Below are 23,858 nucleotides of genomic sequence, written 5' to 3'. Positions count from 1 at the left end.
TCTCTCCCCCTCCTGGACTTTCGGATGGCTCGGTTCGCGACCTTACCTGCTACGGGAGCAGTTCTTCGCGCAGTGCCTCGTAGCTGGCTTCCAGCGCCTGTCCGTGCGCTGGCCGCATCAGCCACTGCGCCAGAGCCGGAGGCGGCTCGACTGCCCGGCCCACGAGCGGCTCGACGATGCTGTCGAACTTCGCTGGGTGCGCCGTAGCGACGACCGCCCACGGCTTCGCATCGCCGGCATCGCGCAGCCGTTCCAGCACACGCAAGCCGACCGCGGTATGCGGGCAGGGCACGACGCCATGCCGTTGCGGCGCGGTGCGGATCGTCTCGCGGATCGCCGCATCGTCGACACGGTCGGCGCGCAGCGCTGCGCGCAAGTCGCCATCGTCGCGGTGCCACCAGCGCAGCCGCTCGAAGTTGCTCGGCGCACCTACGTCCATCGCGTTGGCCAGCGTCGCCACCGTCGCATGCGGGACGTAGTCCTCGCCGGCGAAGTAGCGCGGCAGCACGTCGTTGGCATTGCTGGCCAGGACGATCTCGCCGATCGGCAATCCCATGCGTCGGGCGAGCCAGCACGCGAGCGCGTTGCCCAGATTCCCGGTCGGAACGACGAAGTTCAGCGGCCGCCCGTGCGCGGCCTGGAATTCGAGCGCGGCATGCGCGTAATACGCCGTCTGCGGCAGCAGGCGCCCGAGACTGATGCTGTTGGCCGAGCTCAGCGAGACGCGTGCGCGCAGCGACTCGTCGCCCAGTGCCTGCTTCACCAGCCGCTGGCAATCGTCGAACGTGCCGGCGACGCGATACGTGCGCACGTTGTCGCCGAAGCATTCCAGCCCGTGCGCCTGTCGCGGCGAAACGCGGCCTTCGGGATACAGGATGACGACGTTGAAGCCGCGACGGCGATGAAAGGCGGCGCCCACCGCGGCGCCGGTATCGCCGGACGTGGCGACAAGAATGGTGGTGGCCGGCGCGGCCGGGTCGCGCAAGCGCGCCAGGCATTCGGCCAGGAAGCGCGCGGCGTAATCCTTGAACGCGGCTGTGGGGCCGTGGAACAGCTCCAGGAGAAAGTCGCCATCCGCGCGCAAGGGCCGCAGCGGCGCCGCAAAGTCGAATGCAATGCGACAGATCGCGGACAAGTCCTCGCGTAAGCGCGAGTCGAGGAAGTAAGGCGCGAGTACCGCGGTCGCCGTTTGCGCAAGCGTCGTTCCCGCGCGATCGATCGCCACGGGCGGAACCGACTCGGGTACGTACAGACCGCCATCGGGCGCCAGCCCCGCGGCCAGCGCGACATCCAGCGGCGTCGGCGCGACGCCGCCACGCGTGCTGACGAACCTCATGCGATCAGCTCGGCGCGCGGGCCGTTCACCGGCGAGACGTAGGCGTCGCTCGCCAACCCGGCGCCGGCGAATGCCACCTGCATCGCATGCGCCGCCCACGAGGCTTCGTCCGGATTGTCGAACCAGCCGAACACCGTCGGCCCTGCGCCGGAGATACTCGCGCCCAGCGCACCGTGCGCCAGCGCGGCCGCCTTCACGTCGGCGAAGCCGGGGATGAGCGCGGCCCGGCGCGGTTCCACCAGGACATCGCGCAGGCCTTCGGCGATCAGGGCGCGATCGCCGCGCGCGAGCCCGGTGAGGAACACCGCGAGGTGTTCGCTCTGCCGCACGAAATCGCCGATCGCGTAGGGCGCGGCCAGGGCCGCGCGCGCGTGGCGCGTTTCCAGGACGAAGTGCGGATGCACCGCCGCGCAGTACAACTCCGGTGCGGTCAGCGGGATCGCGCGTGACGGCGTCGCCAGCACCACGCCACCGAACAGCATCGGCGCGACGTTGTCGCCGTGCACGCTGCCGCTGGCGACCGCTTCGCCGACCAGCGCGAGCGGATACAGCTCGTCGCGCGTCAGCGGCGCATCCAGCACCGCATTCGCCGCGATCAGGGCGGCCACGCACGACGCGGCCGAACCGCCCAGCCCGGAGCCAAGCGGAATGCCCTTATGTAGACGCAGTTCGAAACCATGCGCGATGCCGTGACGCTGGCGCAATTCCATCAGTGCGCGGCCGGCGGTGTTCTTCTCGGCTTCCAGCGGTAATTGCGCGGCGCCTTCCACGTCGCCTTCGATCGCAGCGATGCGCACCACCGGTTCGTCGATGCGCCGCACGTGCGCGCGGTCGCCCAGGCCGGTGATGGAGTGGCCCAGGAGATCGAAACCAACACCGATGTTGCCGACGCTGGCGGGAGCGAAGGCGGAGGCATGTCCAGCGGTCATGGAGGCAGCGGAAGGAGAGGAAGCAGGAGCGGAAGCGAGGAGGGCGGAAGCGACGAGAGTCACGGACGCGCCCCCAACGCCTGCGCGATGGCAAGGATATCGCCGAATACACCCGCGGCCGTCACGTCCGGGCCGGCGCCGGGACCCTGCACCACCAGCGGATTGCTGGCGTAGCGGCGGGTGCGGAACTGGATGAGGTTGTCGGTGAGCTGGCTGTGCAGGCTGGCGTGGCTGGGATCGGGCGACACCAGGCCGACGCTCGCGTGGCCTTCGCGATCGAGACGAGCGAGATAGCGCAACGCCCGGCCTTCGCTGCGTGCGGCGTCCAGACGCGCCTGCAAGGGGGCATCGAGTTCGTGCAGGCGGGTAAGGAATTCGTCGCGGCTAACGTCACGCAGCGCAAGTGGCACCAGGCTCTCGATCTCCACATCTTCCAGGGACAGCTCGCGGCCGGCTTCGCGCGCTAGGATCACCAGCTTGCGAGCGACGTCGACGCCGCCGAGGTCGTCGCGCGGGTCGGGCTCTGTGTATCCCAGCTCGCGGGCTTCGCGCACCAGTTGCGAGAACGGCACGCTGCCGTCGAAGCGATTGAACAACCAGGCCAGCGTGCCCGAGAAGATGCCTTCGACTTCGGTGAGTTCGTCGCCGGTGTCGAGCTGGCTGCGCAGCGTCTGAATCACCGGCAGGCCGGCGCCGACGGTGGCCTCGTAGCGGAAGTGGCCGCCGTGGCGGGTCGCGTCGCGGATCGCGCGATAGCGCTCGATCGGCCCCGCGCCGGCCTGCTTGTTGGGCGTCACCACATGGATGCCGGCGGCGAGCCACTCCGCGTAGTGCGCGGCGACGTCGTCGCTGCCGCTGCAGTCGACGATCATCGCGTGCGGCAGATGCTCGGCGCGTACGTGCGCGGCGAAGCGGGCGAGGTCGAGCGGCTGGCCGAGTTCCAGCGCTTCCACCGCCTCGCCCGGATCGAGCTTGCGCGGCGCCAGGTGCATGCGCCGGCTGTTGGCGATAGCGCGCAGACGCAGATCCAGACCTCCCGCGCCGGTAAGGGCAGCACTGCCGCCGTAGCGCGAAGCCGCCTGGGCGAGCTGCGCGAGCAAGGCGCGGCCGACGTTGCCCGGGCCGATGATGCCCACCGACAAGGTCTGCGGCGACAACCAGAATGCGGAGTGCGCCGCGCGCAATCCGCGCGTCGCGTCTTCGGCGGCGATCGCGACGGAGATGTTGCGCTCGCTGGCGCCCTGCGCGATCGCGCGGATGTTCACCCGTGCCTGTGCGAGGCCGTTGAACAAACGTGCCGACACGCCGGGCGTACCGACCATGCCGTCGCCCACCGCCGCGAGCACCGACACGCCCGGGGTGATGCGCACGCCTTCGACCTGGCCATCGGCGATCGCATCGCGGAACGCCGCCTGCACCGCCATGCGACCCCGTTCGGCCTGGTCCGCGCGCAGCACGCAGCAGATCGAATGTTCGGAAGAGCCTTGCGAAATCATCGTCACCGAAACGCAGGCCGTATGCAGCGCCGCGAACATGCGCTCGGCGGTGCCGGGCACGCCGATCAGGCCGGCGCCGGTGAGTTCGAGCATCGCCATGTCCGCGACCAGGCTCAGGCCCTTCACCGGCGATGCCGCGGGCGCGGACTGCGCGGCGATCAGCGTGCCGGGCGCCTCGGGATTGAGCGTGTTGCGGATGCGGATGGGCAGGCCCGCCTGCATCGCCGGCGCCATCGTCTGCGGATGCAATACCTTGGCGCCGAAGTAGGCGAGTTCGCAGGCCTCCGCGTACGACATCGACTCCAGGCACACCGCGTCCGGGACCAGCCGCGGATCCGCGCTGAGTACGCCGTCGACATCGGTCCAGATCGTCAACTCGCTGGCTTCGAACAACACGGCGAAGATCGCCGCGGAATAGTCACTGCCGTTGCGGCCCAGGGTGGTGATCGCGCCGCCGCCGTCGCGGGCGATGAAGCCGGTGACGATGCGGTTGGGCTGCGGGTTTGCCAGTTGCCACGATGCGAGTTTGTAGCGGCTGCCGGGCCAGTCGACGCCGACGCCGAGTTCGCCCGCATGGACCTGCAGCACATCGCGCGCGTCGAGTACGGCCCAATTGCGCGCGGCAGGGCCGAGCGTCGCGTGCAGCATGCGCGAAGACCAGACCTCGCCGACGCCCTGGATCGCCGCAAACCACTCCGGCTTACGCGAGGGCGCGGACAGGTCCGCGTGCAATGCGTCGAACTCGTTCTCCAACCAGGCCACCAAACCGTGCGTGCCGCCCGCATCGAGTTCGCCGGCCGTCGCAAGGTGCCGTTCGCGCAATGCGCGGAGGGCGTCTTCCCACGGCTGCTTGGCCAGCGCCTGAGTCGCCAGCGCGGTCAACGCATCGGTGACGCCCTGCATCGCCGAAACGACGACGACCTGCGCAGGGTCGTGTGCCGTCAGCAGCGACGCGACATCGCGGAAGCGTTCCGTGGTGGCGAGACTGCTACCGCCGAACTTGTGCGCGTGGCAGACGGCGGCAGACGCGGCGGGGCGCGGCTTGGCGGGCGCGGGCGGCGGAGAGACTGACATGCAAGGGCTCCTGATAAGCCCCGCAACGGCCGGAGGGGTTGCCCCGCATCCGGACCGGATGCGGGGCGGGGTGATGGATTCTCAGTCCACGACGCCCAACCGCATCCGCCACGGGGTACCGGTGCCGGTACCGGTCGTGGTGGTAGTGCGGGTGGTAATCGCCTTTGCGCACGCGTCGACGTGGGCCGCGATGCGGCGGGTCGTGTCGGCGTGGGCGAAGGCGGCGTGCATGGGCTCAGTGATAGCGGCTGGGTTCGGGCGTTGTCAAATGAAAGTTTCTGGAGAGATCTTCTTCAGTCAACGGCGAGGAATGCCTGCTCCGGTCAATCGCGCAGATCCGGCACCTGGCAGGGCAACTGCAACTGCTCGACGACCGCAGCCGTTGCCGCGTGCGTGCCGATCGCCGGCTTGCCACCGGCGAGGTCGGCGGTCAGATGTCCGGCATTCAGCGCAGCGGAGACGGCCTGTTCGATGCACGCGGCCTCCGCGTCCAGTCCCAGCGAATGCCGCAGCAGCAGCGCGGCGCTGAGGATCGTCCCGTAGGGATTGGCGATACCGCGGCCGGCGATGTCGGGCGCCGAACCGTGGATCGGTTCGTACAGGCCGACCCGGCCATCGCTCAACGACGCCGATGGCAGCAAGCCCAGCGAGCCGGCCAGCATCGACGCCTCGTCGGTCAGGATGTCGCCAAACATGTTCTCGGTGACGATCACGTCGTAGGCGCGCGGCTTGGCGATCAGGTGCATCGCCATCGAATCGACTAGCTGGTGTTCCAGCGTGATGTCCGGGAACTCGTCGCGCGCCACCTGGGTCGCGACTTCGCGCCACAGTCGTGAGGTCTCCAGCACGTTGGCCTTGTCTACGGAGGTGACGCGGCCGCTGCGCTGCAAGGCCAGCCGGCAAGCGTGGCGCACGATGCGGCGGATCTCGGCCACGCTGTATTCGCATAGATCGCTCGCGCTGTCCGGCGTGCGCTGCTTCTGGCCGAAGTAGATGCCGCCGGTGAGTTCGCGCACCACGATCAGGTCCACGCCCTGCAGCAGATGCGGCTTGATCGGCGACGCGCCCAGCGCCGCCGCGTGCGGCTTGACCGGGCGCAGGTTCGCGTAGAGGCCCAGCGCTTTGCGGATCGCGAGCAGGCCTTGCTCGGGACGGACTTTCGCCTGCGGATCGGACCACTTCGGTCCGCCGACCGCGCCGAGCAGCACGGCGTCCGCGGCCTGCGCCGCGGCCAGCGTGTCCGCCGGCAATGCTTCGCCGGTGGCGTCGATGGCCGCACCGCCGATGAGCTTCTCGGTGAAGGTGAAGCTGTGGCCATAGCGCGCGGCCACGGTACGCAGCACCGCTACGGCCGCCGCAGTGACTTCAGGGCCAATGCCGTCTCCGGGGAGGACGAGGATGTCAGCGCGCATGGGAAACCTCAGCAGGAGCGGAACGTTGCAAGGAAGAAGCGGCCTCGGCCTCGTAGCGCTCGATCGCGGGCGCTTGCCTGAGCAGATAGCCAAGCTGATCGACACCGTCGAGCAGGCAGGTCTGCGCGAACGCATCCAGCGGGAACTCGAAGCGGCGGCCATCGGGCAGGGCGACGCTGCGCGTGGCGACATCGATATGCAGCGCGATGCCCGGCTGGTCGAGCAGCTCGTCGACGATCGCGTCGTCGAGCACGATCGGCAGCAGCCCGTTCTTCAGCGCATTGCTGCGGAAGATGTCGGCGATCTCGCTGCTGATCACGGCGCGCACCCCCAGGTCGAGCAGGGCCCAGGGCGCGTGCTCGCGCGAGGAGCCGCAGCCGAAGTTGCGCCCGGCCACCAGGATCTGCGCGCCGGCATTCGCTGCCTGGTTGAACGCAAACTCGGGATCGGGCGAGCCGTCCGCCAGCGTGCGCCAGTCGTTGAACGCGTGCCGGCCCAGCCCTTGCCGCTGCGTCGTAGTGAGGAAGCGCGCGGGAATGATCTGGTCGGTGTCGATGTTGCGTTCGCGCAGCACGATGGTGCGCGAGGTGAGTTCTTTGAAGGGTTTCATCAGGCGGCCTCCGTCTGCCGGCGCTCGTTGGACTCGCGTTCGAGGAACGCGCGCGGATCGGTGATCTCCCCCGCGACCGCGCACACTGCGGCGATCAACGGCGAGGCGAGCACCGTGCGCGCGCCTTTCCCTTGGCGGCCTTCGAAGTTGCGATTGCTGGTGGAGACCGCGAGCTGGCCCGGACCGACCAGGTCGCCATTCATCGCGATGCACATCGAGCAGCCCGGCTCGCGCCACTCCGCACCGGCGGCGCGCACGATGCGGTCGATGCCTTCGGCTTCGGCTTCGCGCTTCACCTGCTCGGAACCGGGCACCACGAGCATGCGTACGCGCGGATGCACGCGCCGGCCTTGCAGCACGTCAGCGGCCGCGCGCAGATCGCTCAGGCGCGAGTTGGTGCAGCTGCCGATGAAGACCACGTCGACCGGCCGACCAGCGACCGCCTCGCCGGCTTCCCAGCCCATGTACTGGCGCGCCTTGGCCTCGTCACTGTCGTCGTTGGCCGGGACGCGGCCATCGAGCGCCGTGACCTGGCCCGGGTGCGTACCCCAGGTGATCGTCGGCCGGATGTCGCGTGCGTCGATGCGGACTTCGCGATCGAAGCGTGCGCCATCGTCGCTGTGGAATTCGCGCCAATGCGCCACGGCCGCATCGAACTCGGCGCCTTGCGGAACCCGTGGCCGGCCGCGTAGATACTCGAACGTAGTGTCGTCCGGCGCGATCAGGCCCGCACGCGCACCCGCTTCGATCGACATGTTGCAGACCGTCATGCGCTCGTCCATGGATAGCGCGCGAATCGTCGAGCCGCGATATTCGATGACGTGGCCGGTGCCGCCGTTGACACCAATCGCGCCGATCACATGCAGGATCAGGTCCTTCGCGGTCACGCCGGGCCCAAGCTCGCCGTCGATGGTGATCGCCAACGTCTTGGGCTTGCGTTGCAACAGGCACTGCGTGGCCATGACGTGGCCGACCTCGCTGGTACCGATGCCGAACGCGAGCGCGCCGAATGCGCCGTGGGTGGCGGTGTGGCTGTCGCCGCAGACGATGGTCATGCCCGGCTGGGTCAGGCCCAGCTCGGGCCCGATCACATGCACGATGCCGCGGTGCGCGCTGTCGAAGTCGAACAGCTCTACGCCGAAGCGCGCGCAGTTGCCGCGCAGCGTTTCCACCTGCTGGCGCGCTTCATCATTGGCGTAAGGCAATGCGCCGTCCGCGGCGGCGGGCAGGGTGGGCGTGGCGTGGTCGAGCGTGGCCTTGGTGCGTTCGGGCCGGCGCAGGTTCAGGCCGCGGGTGTCGAGTTCGGTGAAGGCCTGCGGCGACGTGACCTCGTGGATCAGGTGCAGGTCGATGTAGAGCACCGCGGGCGCCGCGTCGTTTTCCGGCGCCACCAGGTGGGCGTCCCACAATTTGTCGAAGAGGGTTCTCGGAGTCATTGGACTTTGGCTCTGCTTTGAAGGAGTCATGCGCCCACTGCCGCGCGTGGCTGCGCCTTGTGTCCGCGCAGCACGCGGTTGGCGACGTCGAGCCAGGCGACCGCGCTGGCCTCCAGCACATCGCGGCTGGTGCCCTGGCCGGTCATCACCTCTTCGTCGACACGCGCGCTGAGGTTGGCTTCGCCACGCGCGTCGGCGCCGACGCCCATGCTGTGCACCTCGTAGGTTTCCAGCACGAAATCGACACCGGTCGCCTGTGCGAGCGCGGCGAACAGCGCGGCGACGGGGCCTTCGCCCTCGGCGCTCTGGATGACGTGGCGGCCATCGGGATCGGACAAGTCGACATGGGCGCGCGTGCGCTGGCCGTAGTCGGTAAGGCTCAGCGCGGACACGCGCCAGCCAGGGCCGAAGCGCTCGCCTTCGACCAGCCGCTGCAGGTCGCGATCGCTGATCACGTGCTGGGTCTGGGTCAGCGCCTTGGCCTCTGCGATCACCTGGTCGAGCTGCGCATCGTCCAGCACATAGCCCAGGGCACGCAGCCGGTCGGCGACGGCTGCGCGGCCGCTATGGCGGCCCAGCACCAGCTGCGAAGCCTCCCAGCCCACGTCCTGCGGACGCATGATCTCGTAAGTGTCGCGGTGCTTCAGCATGCCGTGCTGGTGGATGCCCGACTCGTGCGCGAAGGCATTGGCGCCGACGATCGCCTTGTTGCGCTGGACCTGGTTGCCGGTGATGCGCGAAAGCAGGCGCGAGGTCGGCAGCAGGCGGCGCGTGTCGATGCGGGTGTCGGCCGCGTAGTAGGCGCCGCGCACCTTCAGCGCCATCACCAGTTCCTCCAGCGCGGCGTTGCCGGCGCGCTCGCCGATGCCGTTGATGGTGCACTCGACCTGGCGGGCGCCGCCCTCGATGGCGGCCAGGGAATTGGCGACCGCCAGACCCAGGTCGTTGTGGCAGTGCGCGCTGAAGACGACGTGTTCGGCGCCTTTGACGTTCGCGCGCAGGTATTGGAACAGCGAGCGGATTTCCGCCGGCGTGGTGTAGCCCACCGTATCGGGCACGTTGAGCGTGCGGGCGCCGGCTTCGATGGCGGCGTCGAAGACTTCGACCAGGAAGTCGCGCTCGGTGCGCAGCGCGTCTTCGGCCGAGAACTCGACGTCGTCGACATGCTTGCGCGCCAGCGTGACGCCCATGATCGTGTGTTCGATCACCTGTTCGCGGCTCATGTTGAGCTTGTGCTGGCGGTGCAGCGGGCTGGTCGAGATGAAGGTGTGGATGCGCGGCGCCGCGGCATGCTGCAGTGCGCTGGCGCAGGCCTCGATGTCGGCGGGATGGCAGCGCGCCAGCGCGGCGATGCTGGCGCCGCGCACTTCGCGGGCGATGGTCTGCACTGCGTTGAAGTCGGCGGGCGAACTGTTGGGGAAGCCGGCCTCGATCACGTCGACGCCGAGATCGGCGAGCGCGTGCGCGAACAGGATCTTCTGCGCGGCGTTCATGGTGAAGCCGGGCGATTGTTCGCCGTCGCGCAGGGTGGTGTCGAAGATGCGGATGGGAGCGGGCGCGGCGTCGCGCGCTACGTCGCCGGAAGTGGAGTCGTTCACGTCAAGCAGTCCTCTTTTGGCGTGGGTGCGGAAAGGGAAGGAGTCGGGGCGGTGCGGGGAATGGCTGCAGCGACGGCGATCGCGCGCGGCGCGCTCGGCATCGGAGCAGCCTGTCTAAGTCGTGCCTGCATGCCCGCTTTGGCGGCGGCTTCGTCCAGCACCGGTGTAGTCAGGCCAGAGGCTGCGAGCGGTTCCTGCACGCGCCGGCGCGGTTTGCGCGGCGGACGCGGGCGTACATCGCACAACAGCTTCGCCAGCACTCCGGCATCGACGTTGCCGCCCGACACCACCGCGCACTTGCGCTTGCCCGCGACCCGCCGGCCCGCGGCCAGCGCCAGCGCGCCGGCGCCCTCGGCGATGACGTGTTCTTCCAGGGCGAGCCGGACCAGGGTTTCGCGCAGTTCGGCCTCGCGCACGATCACGACATCGTCGAGCAGCGCGCTCAGGACCTGCTGCGTCAACACGCCGGCCTGCCTGACGCGGACGCCATCGGCCAGCGTCACCGCCGGATCGCGCAGGGTGAAGTCGTTGCGCAACGCACGCGCCATCGCATCGACGTTCTCGACCTGCGCGCCGATCACGCGCACTCCCTGCGACTTCAGCGCCAGCACCACGCCGGCGGCGAGACCGCCGCCGCCGATCGGTACCAGCACCACGTCCGGCATCAGCGACGCCATTTCCAGGCCTACGGTGCCTTGGCCCGCGATCACGTCGGGATCGTCGAACGCGGAGAGCAGGCGGAAGCCGTGCTGTGCGGCGAGTTCGGCGGCGAAGGCCTTGGCCTCGTCGTAGCTGTCGCCGTGCAGGCGCACGGTGGCGCCCCAGTGCGCGACGCCGGCGATCTTGGTCTCCGGTGCGGTGCGCGGCATCACCGTGATCGCCTGCAGGCCGAGCCGGTAGGCCGCCCACGCCAGCCCCTGCGCGTGGTTGCCGGCGGAGGCCGCGATGGTCGGGCGCGTATCGCCGCGTTCGCGCGCGGCCAGCAGTGCATTCATCGCGCCGCGCACCTTGTAGGAACCGGTGCGCTGCAGGTTTTCCAGCTTCAGCCAGCAGCCGAAGCGCTCGGCGTAATGCAGCGGCGTGGGGTTGAGATAGCGGCGCAGCCGCGCCTGCGCCGCCAACACGTCGGCGGCACTCACGGGCAGGGTGGCGGCTACGTCTCCTTCCATCGCTCAGACCTTCGTCAGCCAGTGGGCATGACGCGGCTCCTCGCCACGGACCACGCGCTGGTATTGCTGCGCCAGCGCCTGGGCGAAGCGATGATCGTTGAAGCGACAGCCGTCGAGCTCGTCCACGGGCGTGATCTCCGCGGCGGTACCGCAGACGAAGACCTCGTCGGCATCGAGCAGCTCGTCGTAACGCACCGGCCGCGACGTCGCCCCGGTCAGCGCGATCACGGTGTCGCGGGTGATGCCGGCCAGCGCGTCGCGGTGTTCGACCGCGGTGACCTCGCCGTCGCGCACCATGAACACGTTGGCGCCGGTGCACTCGACCACGCGGCCTTGGTCGTCTACGAATAGCGCCTCGTTGAAACCGCGCTGCTTGGCTTCGTGCTTTGCCAGGATCGAGTTCACATAGGCGCCGCACAGCTTCAGCGGCGGCAGCGAGGTCGCGGGATTGCGGCGCCAGCCCGAAGTGCCCAGACGCACATGCGCATTGCCCAGGTGAACATTGGTCGGGAAGGTCGCGACCATCAGGTGCTTGCTCAGCGGCGCGACGTCCAGGCCGATCGAACCGATCCCGCACCACGCCAGTGGCCGTACGTAGGCGTCGCGTTGGCCGTTCCGGCGCAGCACCTGCAGGGTCGCCTCGGTGGCTTCGGCGACGTCGAACGGAATGCCCAAGAGCTCACAGCCCTTGCGCATCCGTTCCAGGTGCTCGCGCAGGCGGAACACGGCGCTGCCGCCATCGACGGTCGCGTACGCGCGGATGCCTTCGAATACGCCGCTGCCGTAGTGCATCGCGTGCGTGGTCAGCGGCGCGCCATCGTCGGTCGCGTCGATGAAGCGGCCGTCGAACCAGATCTGCGGCGCGTCGGCGCGCGCTTCTTCCACCGGTCCGTCGGATCGCTCGTCCTGGGCCCGAAGAGTCAGCGACATGGCGACACCTCCACCGCGAGGCAGTCGTACAGCTTCGCCAGCTGCTGCTGCAGGGATTCGGGCGCGCGGTCGCCCTCGACGGTCATGCGCAGGTGCCAACGGTCGCCGTCGGGTTGCGCTTCGCCATCCACGCTGACGGGTTGGAAACCGCGGCGTTCGGCGGTGCCCAGCACGCGGGCGAGGGCACCTTCGGCTTGGCGCAGGGTGAGATCAAGCTGGTAGCGCACGGGCGTCCTCCTGTGGGGTGGCGGGTGTGGATGCGACGGCGTCGGTGGCGTCGCGGTGTGGATCGAGCCTGCTGTCATCCAGCATTTCCGCGTTGTTGCGATTGGGCGGGACCAGCGGCCATACGTTCGCCGCCTGATCGATGGCGACGTGCAGCAGCGCCGGGCCCTTCGCGTCCAGCAGCGCCTGCAGTGCGGTCTCGACGTCGTCGGCGCGTTCGACGTGCAACGCCTCGATACCGAAGGCCTGCGCGATGGCGGCGAAGTCGGGGTTATCGGACAGATCGATCTCCGAATAGCGCTTGTCGAAGAACAGCTCCTGCCATTGCCGCACCATGCCCAGGGCCTGGTTGTCGAGCAGCACGATCTTTACCGGCAGGCCATAGCGGCGCAGCGTGGCGAGCTCCTGCACGTTCATCAGGAACGAGCCGTCGCCGCTGACGCAGATCACGCGCGCCTGCGGGTCCTGCATCTGCGCGCCGATGGCCGCGGGCAGGCCGAAGCCCATCGCGCCCAGTGCACCGGAAGTCAGATGCCTGCGCGGATCGTCGAAACGCCAGTGCTGCGCGACCCACATCTGGTGTTGGCCGACGTCGCAGGCGACGACCGCATCGGGCGCGAGTTCGGACAGGCGCTTCAGCAGCGCGGGGGCGTAGACGCTGTTACCCGGCGCGTCGTAACGCGCGGCATGCTGACGTGCACGTTCCTGGCAATGCGCCCGCCATTGCCGGCGCGCGGCGCCGTGGCGGCCGTGCAGGTGTGCGGCGCAGGGCAGGGTGAGCTTGGTCAGCGTGGTGGCGATGTCGCCGCGCACGCCGGCGTCGGCATGGCGCAGCTTGCCGATCTCGCAGGCGTCCAGGTCCATGTGCACCACGCGCGCATGCGGTGCGAATTCGGCCAGCTTGCCGGTGGCGCGATCGTCGAAACGGGCGCCGACGACGATCAGCAGATCGCTTTCCTGCACGGCGAGATTCGCCGCGCGCGTGCCGTGCATGCCGAGCATGCCGAGGTTGAGCGGATGCTGCGCCGGCAGCGCGCCCAGTCCTTTCAACGTCAGCACGGTCGGGATCTGCGTGGCGTCGACGAAGGTGCGGAAGGACGACAGCGCGTGGCCCAGCACGATCCCTCCGCCGCCGTAGAGCACCGGCCGCTCAGCCTGCGAGATCAGCGCCAGTGCGGCGTGCAGCGACGCATCCATCGGCGCCTGGACATCGTCGATACCCAATGAGGCGTGTGGGGACAACAGTGAAGCATCGGCGAGCTGCACATCCTTGGGCAGATCGATCAGCACCGGCCCCGGCCGGCCCGAGCGCGCCAGACGGAACGCCTCGCCGAGCATGTGCGGGAGGTCCCCGACGCGGCGCGCGATGAAGCTGTGCTTCACCATCGGCATCGTCATGCCGAAGACATCGAGCTCCTGGAACGCATCGGTCCCCATCAGCGTGGTCGCCACCTGGCCGGTGATGACCACCATCGGCACCGAATCCAGCATCGCGTCGGCGATGCCGGTGACGAGATTCGACGCCCCCGGCCCGGAGGTTGCGACGCAGACGCCTACGCGTCCGCTGGCCCGTGCATAGCCGTTCGCGGCGAAGGCCGCACCCTGTTCGTGGCGTACCAGGACGTGCTTGAGGTCCGGTGCGCCGTGAAGGGCGTCGTAGAAAGGCATGATCGCGCCGCCCGGATATCCGAACAGCGTGTCCACGCCTTCCGCGACGAGAGCCTGCACCAGCCAGCGGGCGCCGTTCATCAGGCGGCCTCGCTCTGGGTGCTGGTTGCGGCCGCGGGTTTCGCCGGAGCGGCTTGCGACGAGGCCAGCCACTTCATGTTGGCGCGCAGCTTCTTGCCGACGGCTTCGATCGGATGCTCGAGGTCGCCCTGCTTCAGCGCCTTGTAGTGGGCGTTGCCGGCGGCGTACTCGGCGATCCACTGGCGCGCGAAAGTGCCGTCCTGGATCTCGGTCAGCACCTTCTTCATCTGCGCGCGGGTGTTGGCGTCGACGACGTAGTCGCCGCGGGTGAGCGCACCGTACTGCGCGGTCTCGCTGATGAACTCGTGCATGCGGGTGATGCCGCCTTCGTAGAACAGGTCGACGATCAGCTTCAGTTCGTGCAGGCACTCGTAGTAGGCGACCTCGGGCTGATAGCCGGCTTCGACCAATGTTTCCCAGCCGGCCTGCACCAGCTTGGTGGCGCCGCCGCAGAGCACGGCCTGCTCGCCGAACAGGTCGGTTTCGGTTTCTTCCTTGAAGGTGGTCTTGATCGCGTTCTGGCGCGCGCCGCCGATGCCGGCGCAATAAGTGAGCGCGAGCTGCTCCGCTTGGCCGCTCTTGTCCTGATGCACGGCATAGACCGAGGGCACGCCGCGGCCGATCTCGTACTCGCGGCGCACCAGGGCGCCCGGACCTTTCGGTGCGACAAGCACCACGTCGAGATCCTCGCGCGGCGTGATCTGGCCGTAGTGCACGTTGAAGCCATGGGCGAACAGCAGGCATGCACCCGGCGCGATGTTGGGTTCGATCACTTCGCCGTAGAGCTGCGGCTGCACCATGTCGGGAGTGAGCACGGCGACGAGTTCGGCGCCCTTAACGGCTTCGGCGGGCGTCTTCACGGTGAAGCCGTCGGCCTTGGCCTTGAGCTCGGTGGGGCCGCCCGGACGCAGGCCGATGGTGACGTCGAAGCCGGAGTCGCGCAGGTTGAGCGCGTGCGCGCGGCCCTGGCTGCCGTAGCCGACGATGGCGATGCGGGGTTTGGCGGTGCTGGTCATGGTGGTGTCCTGTGGTGATCGGTGAGTGGAGTCAGACGAGGATCAGTTCGTCCGCCAGGTCGGCGTCCGTTGGAGCGTGTTCGTGGTAGTCGGCCGTGGCCGGCGCGACGGCAGCGGGCGCGTGCGACAGCGGGCCAGGCGCGGTGACCGCACCGCGCGAAGCCGAGCCCACCGCGAGCGCGTACTTCGCGAGCACGCCAGTGGTCACACGTGGCGCCATGCGCGCAGCGGGACGCGTGGCGAGATTCGCGTCGACGTCGATACGCCGCTGCGCGACGTCGATGCGCACGCGGTCGCCTTCGCGCAACTTTGCGATGGGGCCGCCGCGCGCGGCTTCGGGTGCGATGTGGCCGACCATGAAGCCGTGCGTCGCGCCGCTGAAGCGGCCGTCGGTGATCAGCGCGACGTCGTTGCCCAGGCCCTGGCCGACGAGTGCGGCGGTGACGGCGAGCATCTCGCGCATGCCGGGGCCGCCGGCGGGGCCTTCGAAACGGATCACCACGACGTCGCCCGCGTGGATCTGCCGCGCCTGTACCGCAGCGAAGGCCGCTTCTTCCGAATCGAAGACGCGGGCCGGGCCTTCGAAATGTTCGCGGCCGTGGCCGGCGAGCTTGAGGATGCAGCCTTCCGGCGCAAGATCGCCGTAGAGGATCGAATAGCCGCCGCGGGGTTTGAGCGGCGAGGCGATGGGACGCACGACATCCTGCGCGGTGTCGGGCATGGGTACCCGATCGAGTTCGGCGAAGAAGCTGCGGCCGGTGACCGTCGGAATGTCCTCGAGCAAACCGGCCGCTCTCAGTTCGCGCGCCACCAGTGCCGTACCGCCGTGCTGGAACATCTCCGCGGCGGTGTAGCGCCCGCCGGGTTTCAGGTCGGCGATGACCGGCGTGCGGGCGGCGGCTTCGAATTCCTCCAGATCGAATGCGACGCCCGCTTCGTGCGCGATCGCCAGCAGATGCAGCGCCGCATTGGTGGAACCGGCGGTGGCCGAGACCGCGCGAGCCGCGTTGCGCAGCGCGGCGGGAGAGAGGATGTCGCGCGGTCTCGGGCCGCCATCACGCAAGCGTTGCATCACCAGCTCGCCGCAGGAACACGCGGCGGCGGACTTGTCTGGGTGGACGGCGGGAATGTCGTTGAGCTGCAACGGCGACAAGCCGAGGAAGGTCAGCACCATCGCCATGGTGTTGGCGGTGAACTGCCCGCCGCACGCGCCCGCGCCCGGGCAGGCGTGCGATTCGATGCGATGCAGTTCGGCGTCGTCGATCTTGCCCGCCGCGTGCGCGCCGACGGCTTCGAAGACGTCCTGCACGGTGAGTGCGCGATCCTCTGCAGCTGCCGTCGTCTGCGCGGCCCGCTTCGGGCAATGCCCCGGCATGATCGTGCCGCCGTAGAGGATCACGGTGGGGAGGTTGAGCCGCGCTGCCGCCATGGCCGCGGCCGGAATGGTCTTGTCGCAGCCGACCAGCATCACCACAGCGTCGAGACAGTGGCCGTTGACGGCCAGTTCGATCGAGTCGGCGATGGTCTCGCGCGACACCAGCGACGCGCGCATGCCTTCGCTACCCATCGCGATGCCGTCGGTCACCGCAATCGTGTTGAACTCGATCGGCGTGCCGCCCCAGGCGATGACGCCCTCGCGCACGTGCTGTGCCAGATCGCGCAGCGTGAGGTTGCACGGCGATACGTCGGACCAGGTGTGCACGACGGCGACCAGCGGCTTGGCGATCGCCGCGTCGTCGAGTCCGGTCGCGCGCAGCATGGCGCGTGCCGGAGCGCGTGCGGGGCCTTGCTTGATGGCGTTGCTTCTCACGAACTGGATTCCCCGGTGGAAATTCAGGTCGTAGAAAACAAAGACCCCGCGCCTTTTCAGGCGCGGGGTCTTTGGAATCTAGACCTGGGTTGGTGGTGTCTTACTTACACAAACCCATACTCCGCGCTGGCTGGCCCGGTAATAAGTACGAGTACGGTAATAAGCGCGAGGGTCTCGAGCGTTACGTAACCGATACGAGCGGTTCCGACACGCAGCAGCGCCGCCGAGTCGTGAGACTTGGCGATGGCGGTCTGCGGGTGGTTGTTGCGCTGCGTCATGGGGCTAGAGGATCACGCCCGTCGCGCTCATGTCAACCGCGATTTCGTGCGACATCGCAAAAATTCATAAGGAATCGCGCACGAATTTCGTTGCGCATGAAACCAGTCAGTTCGCGAGTTGCCTCGTCACGCGCTCAGAAGCGGCGGAAATAGCCGTTGGAGTACTCGTTCGCATACAGCACCGAGACGCGCTCGGGCTTGTCGGCGAAGAACTCGTCGGTGGCGCGCTTCACACCGGGCGACGCGTAGGTTTCGCGGATGCCTTCGCGCGGAAAGATTTCCGGGTCGTAGTAGACGCCGAACATCGCGATCGCGCCCGGCGACATACGCGCGTAGACGTGCGGCAGCACCTGTGCGGTCGACGTGTACAGATCGCAGTCGATCAGCGCGAAGCTGATCGTGTCCGGCAGTTGTGCCGGGATGGTGTCCTCGAACCAGCCCGAGTGAATCTGCGGCCGCGCCGCGAGCCCCGCGCGATGGAAGGTGTCCTCGAACTGCGCCAGCGGCGCGGTCATGTCGCCCTGGTGGTAGATGCCGTCGGTCGCGTCGTCTTCGGTCGGCACGGGCAAGCCTTCGAAGCTGTCGTAGACGTGGAACCGCTTGCTCGGGCTGCCGGCCGCCGACAGTACCGACTGGATCACCACCGAGGACTCGCCGGCCGCACAGCCGATCTCGACCAGGTCGCCGGGCACGCCGTAGGCGCAGGTCTGGCTGGCGAGGTGGAACACGTTCATGCGCGACTCGACGTTGCCGAAGCCCCAGTGGTAGGGCGGGTCGGACACCCTCAGCCGCGTACCCAGGCGGGCGAGCAGCCCGTTGGCGAGTTGGTGGCGGCGTCCGGGGGGCCGGTTCAGGCGGCTAACGACGATGTCATCCATGAGGGCGGAACTCGGCGAGGGATGTGCCGCAGGGTACCGGCGGGGCCGTGTGGTCTAATACCACCCGAAGCGGGGGTACCGGCGGTGGCCGGTTGAGACAGACCCTTCGAACCTGATGCGGTTGAGACCGCCGTAGGGAAGCTTCGCCGGACCGGCTTTGGTCCGTGCGCCGCCGCTTCGTCGTGCCCACGCAACGAAACCGGACGAACACGTATGAACGCGGTGCCCTCCCAGCTCCTCCAGCAGGCCGAACAACTGTCGGCCGACGTCACCCGCCCGATTCCGGGCTCGCGCAAGATCCATGTCGAGGGCTCGCGTCCCGACCTGCGCGTGCCGATGCGGGAGATCGCGCTGACGAAGACGCCGACCATGTTCGGCGGCGAGGACAACGCCCCGTTCGCCGTGTACGACTGCTCCGGCCCGTACACCGATCCGGAAGCGCGCATCGACCTCGCCGGCGGCCTGGCCCCGCTGCGTGCGCAGTGGATCGCAGAGCGCGGCGATACCGAGTTGCTGTCGTCGCTGTCGTCGGAATTCGGCCGTGCGCGCGAAACCGATCCCAAGCTCGATGCGGTGCGTTTCCGCTCGCGCCCGCAGCCGCGCCGAGCGCTCAGCGGCGCCAACGTCTCGCAGATGCACTACGCGAAGAAGGGCATCGTCACGCCGGAAATGGAATACATCGCGATCCGCGAGAACCAGCGCATCGAGGCGATCCGCGAAGCGCACCTGCTGCGCCAGCATCCGGGCGAACACTTCGGCGCCAACATCCAGAAGCTGATCACGCCCGAATTCGTCCGCGACGAAGTCGCGCGCGGCCGCGCGATCATCCCCAACAACATCAACCATCCCGAAAGCGAGCCGATGATCATCGGCCGCAACTTCCTCACCAAAGTCAACGCCAACATCGGCAACTCCGCGGTGTCCTCCGGCATCGCCGAGGAAGTGGAGAAGCTGGTGTGGGCGATCCGCTGGGGCGCCGACACGGTGATGGACCTGTCCACCGGCAAGCACATCCACGAAACGCGCGAGTGGATCATCCGCAACTCGCCGGTGCCGATCGGCACCGTGCCGATCTACCAGGCACTGGAGAAGGTCGACGGCAAAGCCGAAGAGCTCAACTGGGAGATCTTCCGCGACACGCTGATCGAACAGGCCGAGCAAGGCGTCGACTACTTCACCATCCACGCCGGCGTGCTGCTGCGCTACGTGCCGCTTACCGCCAAGCGTGTCACCGGCATCGTCTCGCGCGGCGGTTCGATCCTGGCCAAGTGGTGCCTGGCGCACCACAAGGAGAATTTCCTCTACACGCACTTCGAGGAAATCTGCGAAATCATGAAGGCCTACGATGTGGCCTTCTCGCTCGGCGACGGCCTGCGTCCGGGTTCGATCGCGGACGCCAACGACGCGGCGCAGTTCGGCGAGCTGGAGACGTTGGGGGAGTTGACCCAGATCGCGTGGAAGCACGACGTCCAGACCATGATCGAAGGCCCCGGCCACGTGCCGATGCAGTTGATCAAGGAGAACATGGACAAGCAGCTGCGCGAGTGCGGCGAGGCGCCCTTCTACACGCTGGGCCCGCTGACCACCGACATCGCGCCGGGCTACGACCACATCACGTCCGCGATCGGCGCGGCGATGATCGGCTGGTACGGCACGGCGATGCTCTGCTACGTCACGCCGAAGGAACACCTGGGCCTGCCCAACAAGCACGACGTGCGCGAAGGCCTGATGGCCTACAAGATCGCCGCGCACGCGGCGGATCTGGCCAAGGGCCATCCTGGCGCGCAGGCGCGCGACAACGCGCTGAGCAAGGCGCGCTTCGAATTCCGCTGGGAGGACCAGTTCAATCTCGGCCTCGATCCGGAACGCGCGCGGGAGTACCACGATGAAACGCTGCCGAAGGACGCACACAAGGTCGCGCACTTCTGCTCGATGTGCGGCCCGCACTTCTGTTCGATGAAGATCACCCAGGACGTGCGCGACTACGCCGCCGAGCACGGTGTCGACGAAACGGCCGCGCTCGAAGAGGGCATGGCGGAGAAGTCGAAGGAATTCCTCGCCCAGGGCGCGCAGGTCTACCGCAAGGCCTGAATGCGGGAAAAAAGAGCGCCGGAGGACCGATTCCGGCGCCAAGGTTGACGCTAGTTGAGAGATGACGGCCGGATGACCGGCGTCAGGTCGATACCCGGCACGGCCGGGTAACCGATGAACCTTAGAATGTGGCGCGGGTCGAAATCTTCCCCGCATCGGCAAGCCCGTTTGCCGGATCGGTCGGTTCCATTGACCGCACTGGCACCGGCGCTTGCGCCTCCGCCATCATTCCGGATTCATGTCGACTTCTCCCTTGCCGCCTTCGAGTTCGCTGCTGTCCGCGCGGCTGCGCGTGGGCGAATGCGTCGTCGACATGCCGCTGCGCGAAATCCAGGCGCCGGGCGCACGTCGCCCGCGCCGGGTCACGCCCAAGGCCATCGCGGTCCTGGCGGCACTGATCGAAAACGACGGCCGAGTGGTGAGCCGCGACGCCCTGCTGGCGCAGGTGTGGGCGGGCACGCTGCCGACCGACGACGTCGTCACCCAGGCGATCACGCAGCTGCGCAAGTCCTTCGACGACGAACGCGGCAATCCGCGCTACATCGAAACCATCGCCAAGTACGGCTATCGGCTGTTGGCGCCGGTCGAGCGATTGGTGGAGTCGCCGCAGTCCATGCCGAACGCGCCGGCGGCCGCGCCCGCCGGCACCGCAGAAGCGAGCGTGCCCGCGCGGCCGTACTACGCGCCTGCGCCGAGAGATATCCGCGGTGACTGGCGTGCGATTGCCCTGGCGATAGGCGTGGTGGGACTGATTTTTGGGCTGGTGCTGCTGTGGTCGCTGCGGCGGGACCAACCGGCCGTCGCGGCGCAGCCTTCGCGCACCGCGACGACGCGTGCGCCCACGGCCAGTTACCGGCTGATCACCTCGGTGCCCGGCATCGAAAGCAGCCCGAGTCTGTCGCCCGACGCCGCGCTGGTGGCCTATGTCGCGACGCCGGCCGGCCAACGCAACAGCGCGATCATGCTGCAGACGACTGACCCGAGTACGCCGCGGCAGTTGAGCCATCCCGACGGCGATGCCGCCGACAGCGCGCCGGCGTGGTCGCCGAACGGGCGCGAGATCGCCTTCCTGCGGGTGACGCCGGGCCGCGATTGCCGCGTCATGGTGCTGCCGTCCAACGGCGGCAGCGAACGCAGCGTGGGCGATTGCGATCCGCACAGTCCGCCCAGCTTCGACTGGACTTTCGATGGGCGCGGCCTGGTGTTCGGCAGCCGCGGCACGCCGACCGGCGGCGTCGGCCTGCGCCTGCTGGATCTGGCCAGCGGCGAGTGGCGGTTGCTCGACTACGGCGCAACCGCGGCCGACATCGACTTCACTCCGCGCTATTCGCCGGACGGGCGCTGGATCGTGTTCGTCCGCAATTCTCCGGTCGGCGATCTCTACCGCATCCCCAGCACCGGCGGCACGGCGCAGCGGCTGACCCGCCTGCATGCGGACATCCGCGGCTGGGACTGGATGCCCGATGGCCGCAGCATCCTGCTGAGCCGCTGGAGCGGCAGCGAAAGCCGTCTGCTGCAGCTCGACCTGGACAGCGGGCTCACCCAGGACATGGGGCTCCACGACGCCATCGAGCCTTCGGTTGCCGCACGCGTTCCGGCCGTCGCATTTTCGGAGTCGCGCAACTACTTCGGCATTCATCGCGTGACGCTGGACGGCTCGCGCGCGGTCGAACGTCTGTTTCCTTCCTCGGGCCGCGACCGGTCGCCGGTGATCGCCCCCGACAATCATCAGATCGTCTTCAACTCCGATCGGTCCGGCGATTTCGGCTTGTGGTGGGCGGATCTGCGCCGGCCGGAGTCGCTGCGCCTGGTGGACGGTCTGCGCCCGGAGTCCTGGCATCCGCCCGACTGGTCGCAGGACAGCCGCCGTCTGCTGGTGGTCGGCGATGGCGATGGCGACACGGGCGTGGGCCTATACGAGGTCACGCCCTCCAGTGGCCAGGTCGTACGCCTGCCCAGTCCGCAGGCCGACGTGGTGCAAGCGCTCTACGTGCCCGGCGACGACAGCCACCTGCTGGTCCTGGCAGGCGGGGACAGCGGCCGCCTGCAGTTGAATCTGTACGACCGGCGGCCCCAGCCCTGGCAGCGGTTGGGCTCGGTGCCCGATGTGGCGGTGGCGCGTGTCGACATGATGGGCAGGCGCGTCCTGTTCACGCGGCCCGGCCGGCCGGGCCTGTGGCAGGCGGATCTGGCCCTGTCGGCGGGCAGCATTCGCCAGATCGACGAGCAGATTCCCGAAGTGGCCCGCTATCGCGCCTGGAACGTCGCCGCGGACGGCCGCATCTATTACTTCGAGCGGCAGCCGGACTGCGCTTCGGCCTTGCGCCGCGTGGGCGATGCGAAGGCCCTGCTCTGCGTGGACCGCAGCCGCCGCAGCGGGCTCAGCGGCTTCAGCCTGACCCCGCGCGGTGATGCGATCTACGTCACGCTTTCGCTCTGGGACGGCGGCGACATCGGCTTCATGCCGTTGACCGTGCCCGCCGAGCCGATCGGCTCGCAGTGACGCAAGTCCTTGTCCGGCTTGAAAAAAACGTCTTCGGAATTCCTTCGGAAAGGCTTTCGGCCAGATTTCGCACAACTCTCCGCCATTTTTCCTGAAGCCGCGCGGGACATGCGGCAAATCCACCAGCCAGTTCTGGCACAAATGAGGTGGACCGGTGGAAGCGACACAGTGGGCGGACCGCGGACAGATCCTGCAGCCTGAGATGGGCGACCCGGCCCAGGCCGGCTGCATCGCCGTCGCCCGGCTGGGCAGCGCGCAGTTGGAGAACGGCGGCTTCTCGATTTGGGTGCAGATCCGCGGCAACTCCTGGGTGGAAGCCCGCGAGGGCCGGTTCCAGCTCCAGCGCGGCGAATGGATCGCGCTGGAACGCGACTCGCGGCCGCTGGTTCAGAGCGACCGCCATGGCCTGTGCATCGGTCTCAGCCTCGGCAGCGACGTGCTGCGCGCCTTCGGGCGTCTGTCCGACGGCGCCCTGTATGCGGGCCGCGGCCGCCTGAGCCGTCGCGACGTGCGCACCGCGCTGCGTCTGTGGCGCGACACCGCGGCACGCACTCCCGCCGCCGACATCGCGCAGTTGCGTCCGCTGCTGCTCCATCTGATCGGCGCGCAGCGCGAACTCGCGGCGCGCGTGCCGCGTTGTCCGGGCCGTTCGCGCACGCGCAAGCGCCAGGTGTTCGGTCGCCTGCAGCGGGCGCGCCTGTATCTGGAAGGCAACAGCGATCGCATCGTGCGCATCAGCGAGTTGGCCGAACTCACCAGCTTCTCCAGTTGGTACTTCTCCAAGACCTTCCTGTCGCTGTACGACGAAAGCCCGCAGGCAGCCGCGGCGCGTCTGCGCATCGAACGCGCGGCCGAGTTGCTGGAGTCGACCTCGATGATGATCGGCGAAGTCGCCGCTGCATGCGGATTCGATAACTGCTGCAGCTTCGCGCGTGCGTTCCGCGCGCGTTTTGGCGTGTCGGCATCGCGCTATCGCCAGGGTGTGCGCACTGTTGCAGCTGCGACCGCCTCGCCAAATGCGGCAAACACAGCCATCGCGCACCGCAAAGCTTCTCTCCGCACCGGAACGTAAGTTGCGAAGGCGCTCTTAACGAGCGGCTAACGCACCAATAACGATCGCAACAAACGATCATCCGGAGAGAGAACAGATGACCCATCGCCACACAGCGATGCAGCGCGGCCTTTTGCCCGTCAGCATCGCGCTCGCCCTGGCACCGGCCTTTGCCGGAGCGCAGGAAGCGGCCCCCGACAAAGATGCCACCACGCTCGACCGCATCGAAGTCACGGGTTCGCGCATCCGCCAGTCCGACATCGAGAC

At 68.4% G+C, this 23,858-nt stretch carries 18 protein-coding genes, 1 pseudogene and 1 riboswitch; of the genes and pseudogenes, 3 read left to right on the top strand and 16 right to left on the bottom strand.

The features are described 5' to 3' along the window. Positions 1–49: 49 nt before the first annotated feature. From thrC to ACYVJ8_RS07980, 16 genes and pseudogenes are all read right to left on the bottom strand, one after another. Positions 50–1,336 (bottom strand): threonine synthase, encoded by a 1,287-nt coding sequence (gene thrC / locus ACYVJ8_RS08055; RefSeq protein ID WP_460711151.1) that lies wholly within the window; start codon positions 1,334–1,336, stop codon positions 50–52. Then, entirely contained in the window at positions 1,333–2,265 is a 933-nt protein-coding gene (locus ACYVJ8_RS08050) for a homoserine kinase (RefSeq protein WP_460711149.1), read from the bottom strand. Before ACYVJ8_RS08050 ends, thrC begins: the two co-directional genes overlap by 4 nt. 59 nt (positions 2,266–2,324) lie before the next feature. After that, positions 2,325–4,835, bottom strand: coding sequence for a bifunctional aspartate kinase/homoserine dehydrogenase I (thrA, locus tag ACYVJ8_RS08045; protein ID WP_460711147.1), 2,511 nt, complete (start codon positions 4,833–4,835; stop codon positions 2,325–2,327). Positions 4,836–4,916: 81 nt separating this feature from the next. Further along, entirely contained in the window at positions 4,917–5,066 is a 150-nt protein-coding gene (locus ACYVJ8_RS08040) for a hypothetical protein (RefSeq protein ID WP_460711145.1), read from the bottom strand. Between the two features lie 92 nt (positions 5,067–5,158). Beyond that, positions 5,159–6,247, bottom strand: a complete 1,089-nt coding sequence (gene leuB / locus ACYVJ8_RS08035) for a 3-isopropylmalate dehydrogenase (RefSeq protein ID WP_460711143.1) — start codon at positions 6,245–6,247, stop codon at positions 5,159–5,161. Next, positions 6,237–6,857 carry a 3-isopropylmalate dehydratase small subunit gene (leuD, locus tag ACYVJ8_RS08030; RefSeq protein ID WP_460711141.1) on the bottom strand — a complete coding sequence of 207 codons (621 nt, stop codon included), beginning with the start codon at positions 6,855–6,857 and terminating at the stop codon, positions 6,237–6,239. Before leuD ends, leuB begins: the two co-directional genes overlap by 11 nt. Then, complete coding sequence (leuC, locus tag ACYVJ8_RS08025) at positions 6,857–8,293, bottom strand: 3-isopropylmalate dehydratase large subunit (RefSeq protein WP_460711139.1); 1,437 nt, start codon at positions 8,291–8,293, stop codon at positions 6,857–6,859. The genes leuD and leuC overlap by 1 nt, the downstream gene beginning before the upstream one ends. A gap of 26 nt (positions 8,294–8,319) precedes the next feature. After that, complete coding sequence (locus ACYVJ8_RS08020; protein WP_460711137.1) at positions 8,320–9,891, bottom strand: 2-isopropylmalate synthase; 1,572 nt, start codon at positions 9,889–9,891, stop codon at positions 8,320–8,322. A gap of 185 nt (positions 9,892–10,076) precedes the next feature. Further along, a pseudogene (locus ACYVJ8_RS08015) lies at positions 10,077–11,036 on the bottom strand (threonine dehydratase); the annotation flags it as partial. A gap of 27 nt (positions 11,037–11,063) precedes the next feature. Further along, positions 11,064–11,990 carry an aminotransferase class IV gene (locus tag ACYVJ8_RS08010; RefSeq protein WP_460711135.1) on the bottom strand — a complete coding sequence of 309 codons (927 nt, stop codon included), beginning with the start codon at positions 11,988–11,990 and terminating at the stop codon, positions 11,064–11,066. Further along, positions 11,981–12,217 (bottom strand): ACT domain-containing protein, encoded by a 237-nt coding sequence (locus ACYVJ8_RS08005; RefSeq protein ID WP_460711133.1) that lies wholly within the window; start codon positions 12,215–12,217, stop codon positions 11,981–11,983. Before ACYVJ8_RS08005 ends, ACYVJ8_RS08010 begins: the two co-directional genes overlap by 10 nt. Next, positions 12,201–13,964, bottom strand: coding sequence for an acetolactate synthase 2 catalytic subunit (gene ilvG, locus ACYVJ8_RS08000; RefSeq protein ID WP_460711131.1), 1,764 nt, complete (start codon positions 13,962–13,964; stop codon positions 12,201–12,203). Before ilvG ends, ACYVJ8_RS08005 begins: the two co-directional genes overlap by 17 nt. Continuing rightward, positions 13,964–14,980, bottom strand: a complete 1,017-nt coding sequence (gene ilvC / locus ACYVJ8_RS07995) for a ketol-acid reductoisomerase (protein WP_460711129.1) — start codon at positions 14,978–14,980, stop codon at positions 13,964–13,966. The genes ilvG and ilvC overlap by 1 nt, the downstream gene beginning before the upstream one ends. Positions 14,981–15,011: 31 nt before the next feature. Next, complete coding sequence (gene ilvD / locus ACYVJ8_RS07990; RefSeq protein ID WP_460711127.1) at positions 15,012–16,790, bottom strand: dihydroxy-acid dehydratase; 1,779 nt, start codon at positions 16,788–16,790, stop codon at positions 15,012–15,014. A gap of 104 nt (positions 16,791–16,894) precedes the next feature. After that, a complete protein-coding gene (locus ACYVJ8_RS07985) occupies positions 16,895–17,068 on the bottom strand; it encodes a hypothetical protein (RefSeq protein ID WP_460711125.1) in 174 nt (57 codons plus the stop codon). Positions 17,069–17,202: 134 nt separating this feature from the next. Next, entirely contained in the window at positions 17,203–17,946 is a 744-nt protein-coding gene (locus tag ACYVJ8_RS07980) for a TylF/MycF/NovP-related O-methyltransferase (protein ID WP_460711123.1), read from the bottom strand. Between the two features lie 61 nt (positions 17,947–18,007). Further along, positions 18,008–18,103: riboswitch (TPP riboswitch) on the top strand. 56 nt (positions 18,104–18,159) lie between these two features. Here ACYVJ8_RS07980 and thiC point away from each other — a divergent pair. The 3 genes from thiC to ACYVJ8_RS07965 all read left to right on the top strand — a co-directional run bounded on the left by thiC (position 18,160) and on the right by ACYVJ8_RS07965 (position 23,612). Beyond that, positions 18,160–20,037, top strand: a complete 1,878-nt coding sequence (gene thiC / locus ACYVJ8_RS07975; RefSeq protein WP_460711121.1) for a phosphomethylpyrimidine synthase ThiC — start codon at positions 18,160–18,162, stop codon at positions 20,035–20,037. A 238-nt stretch (positions 20,038–20,275) separates the two neighbouring features. After that, positions 20,276–22,540 (top strand): winged helix-turn-helix domain-containing protein, encoded by a 2,265-nt coding sequence (locus ACYVJ8_RS07970; RefSeq protein WP_460711119.1) that lies wholly within the window; start codon positions 20,276–20,278, stop codon positions 22,538–22,540. 154 nt (positions 22,541–22,694) lie between these two features. After that, entirely contained in the window at positions 22,695–23,612 is a 918-nt protein-coding gene (locus ACYVJ8_RS07965) for a helix-turn-helix domain-containing protein (protein WP_460711115.1), read from the top strand. The last annotated feature ends 246 nt before the right edge of the window (positions 23,613–23,858 follow it).

The organism is Lysobacter terrae (assembly GCF_054782215.1).
This window is presented reverse-complemented; position numbering and strand designations above follow the sequence as displayed.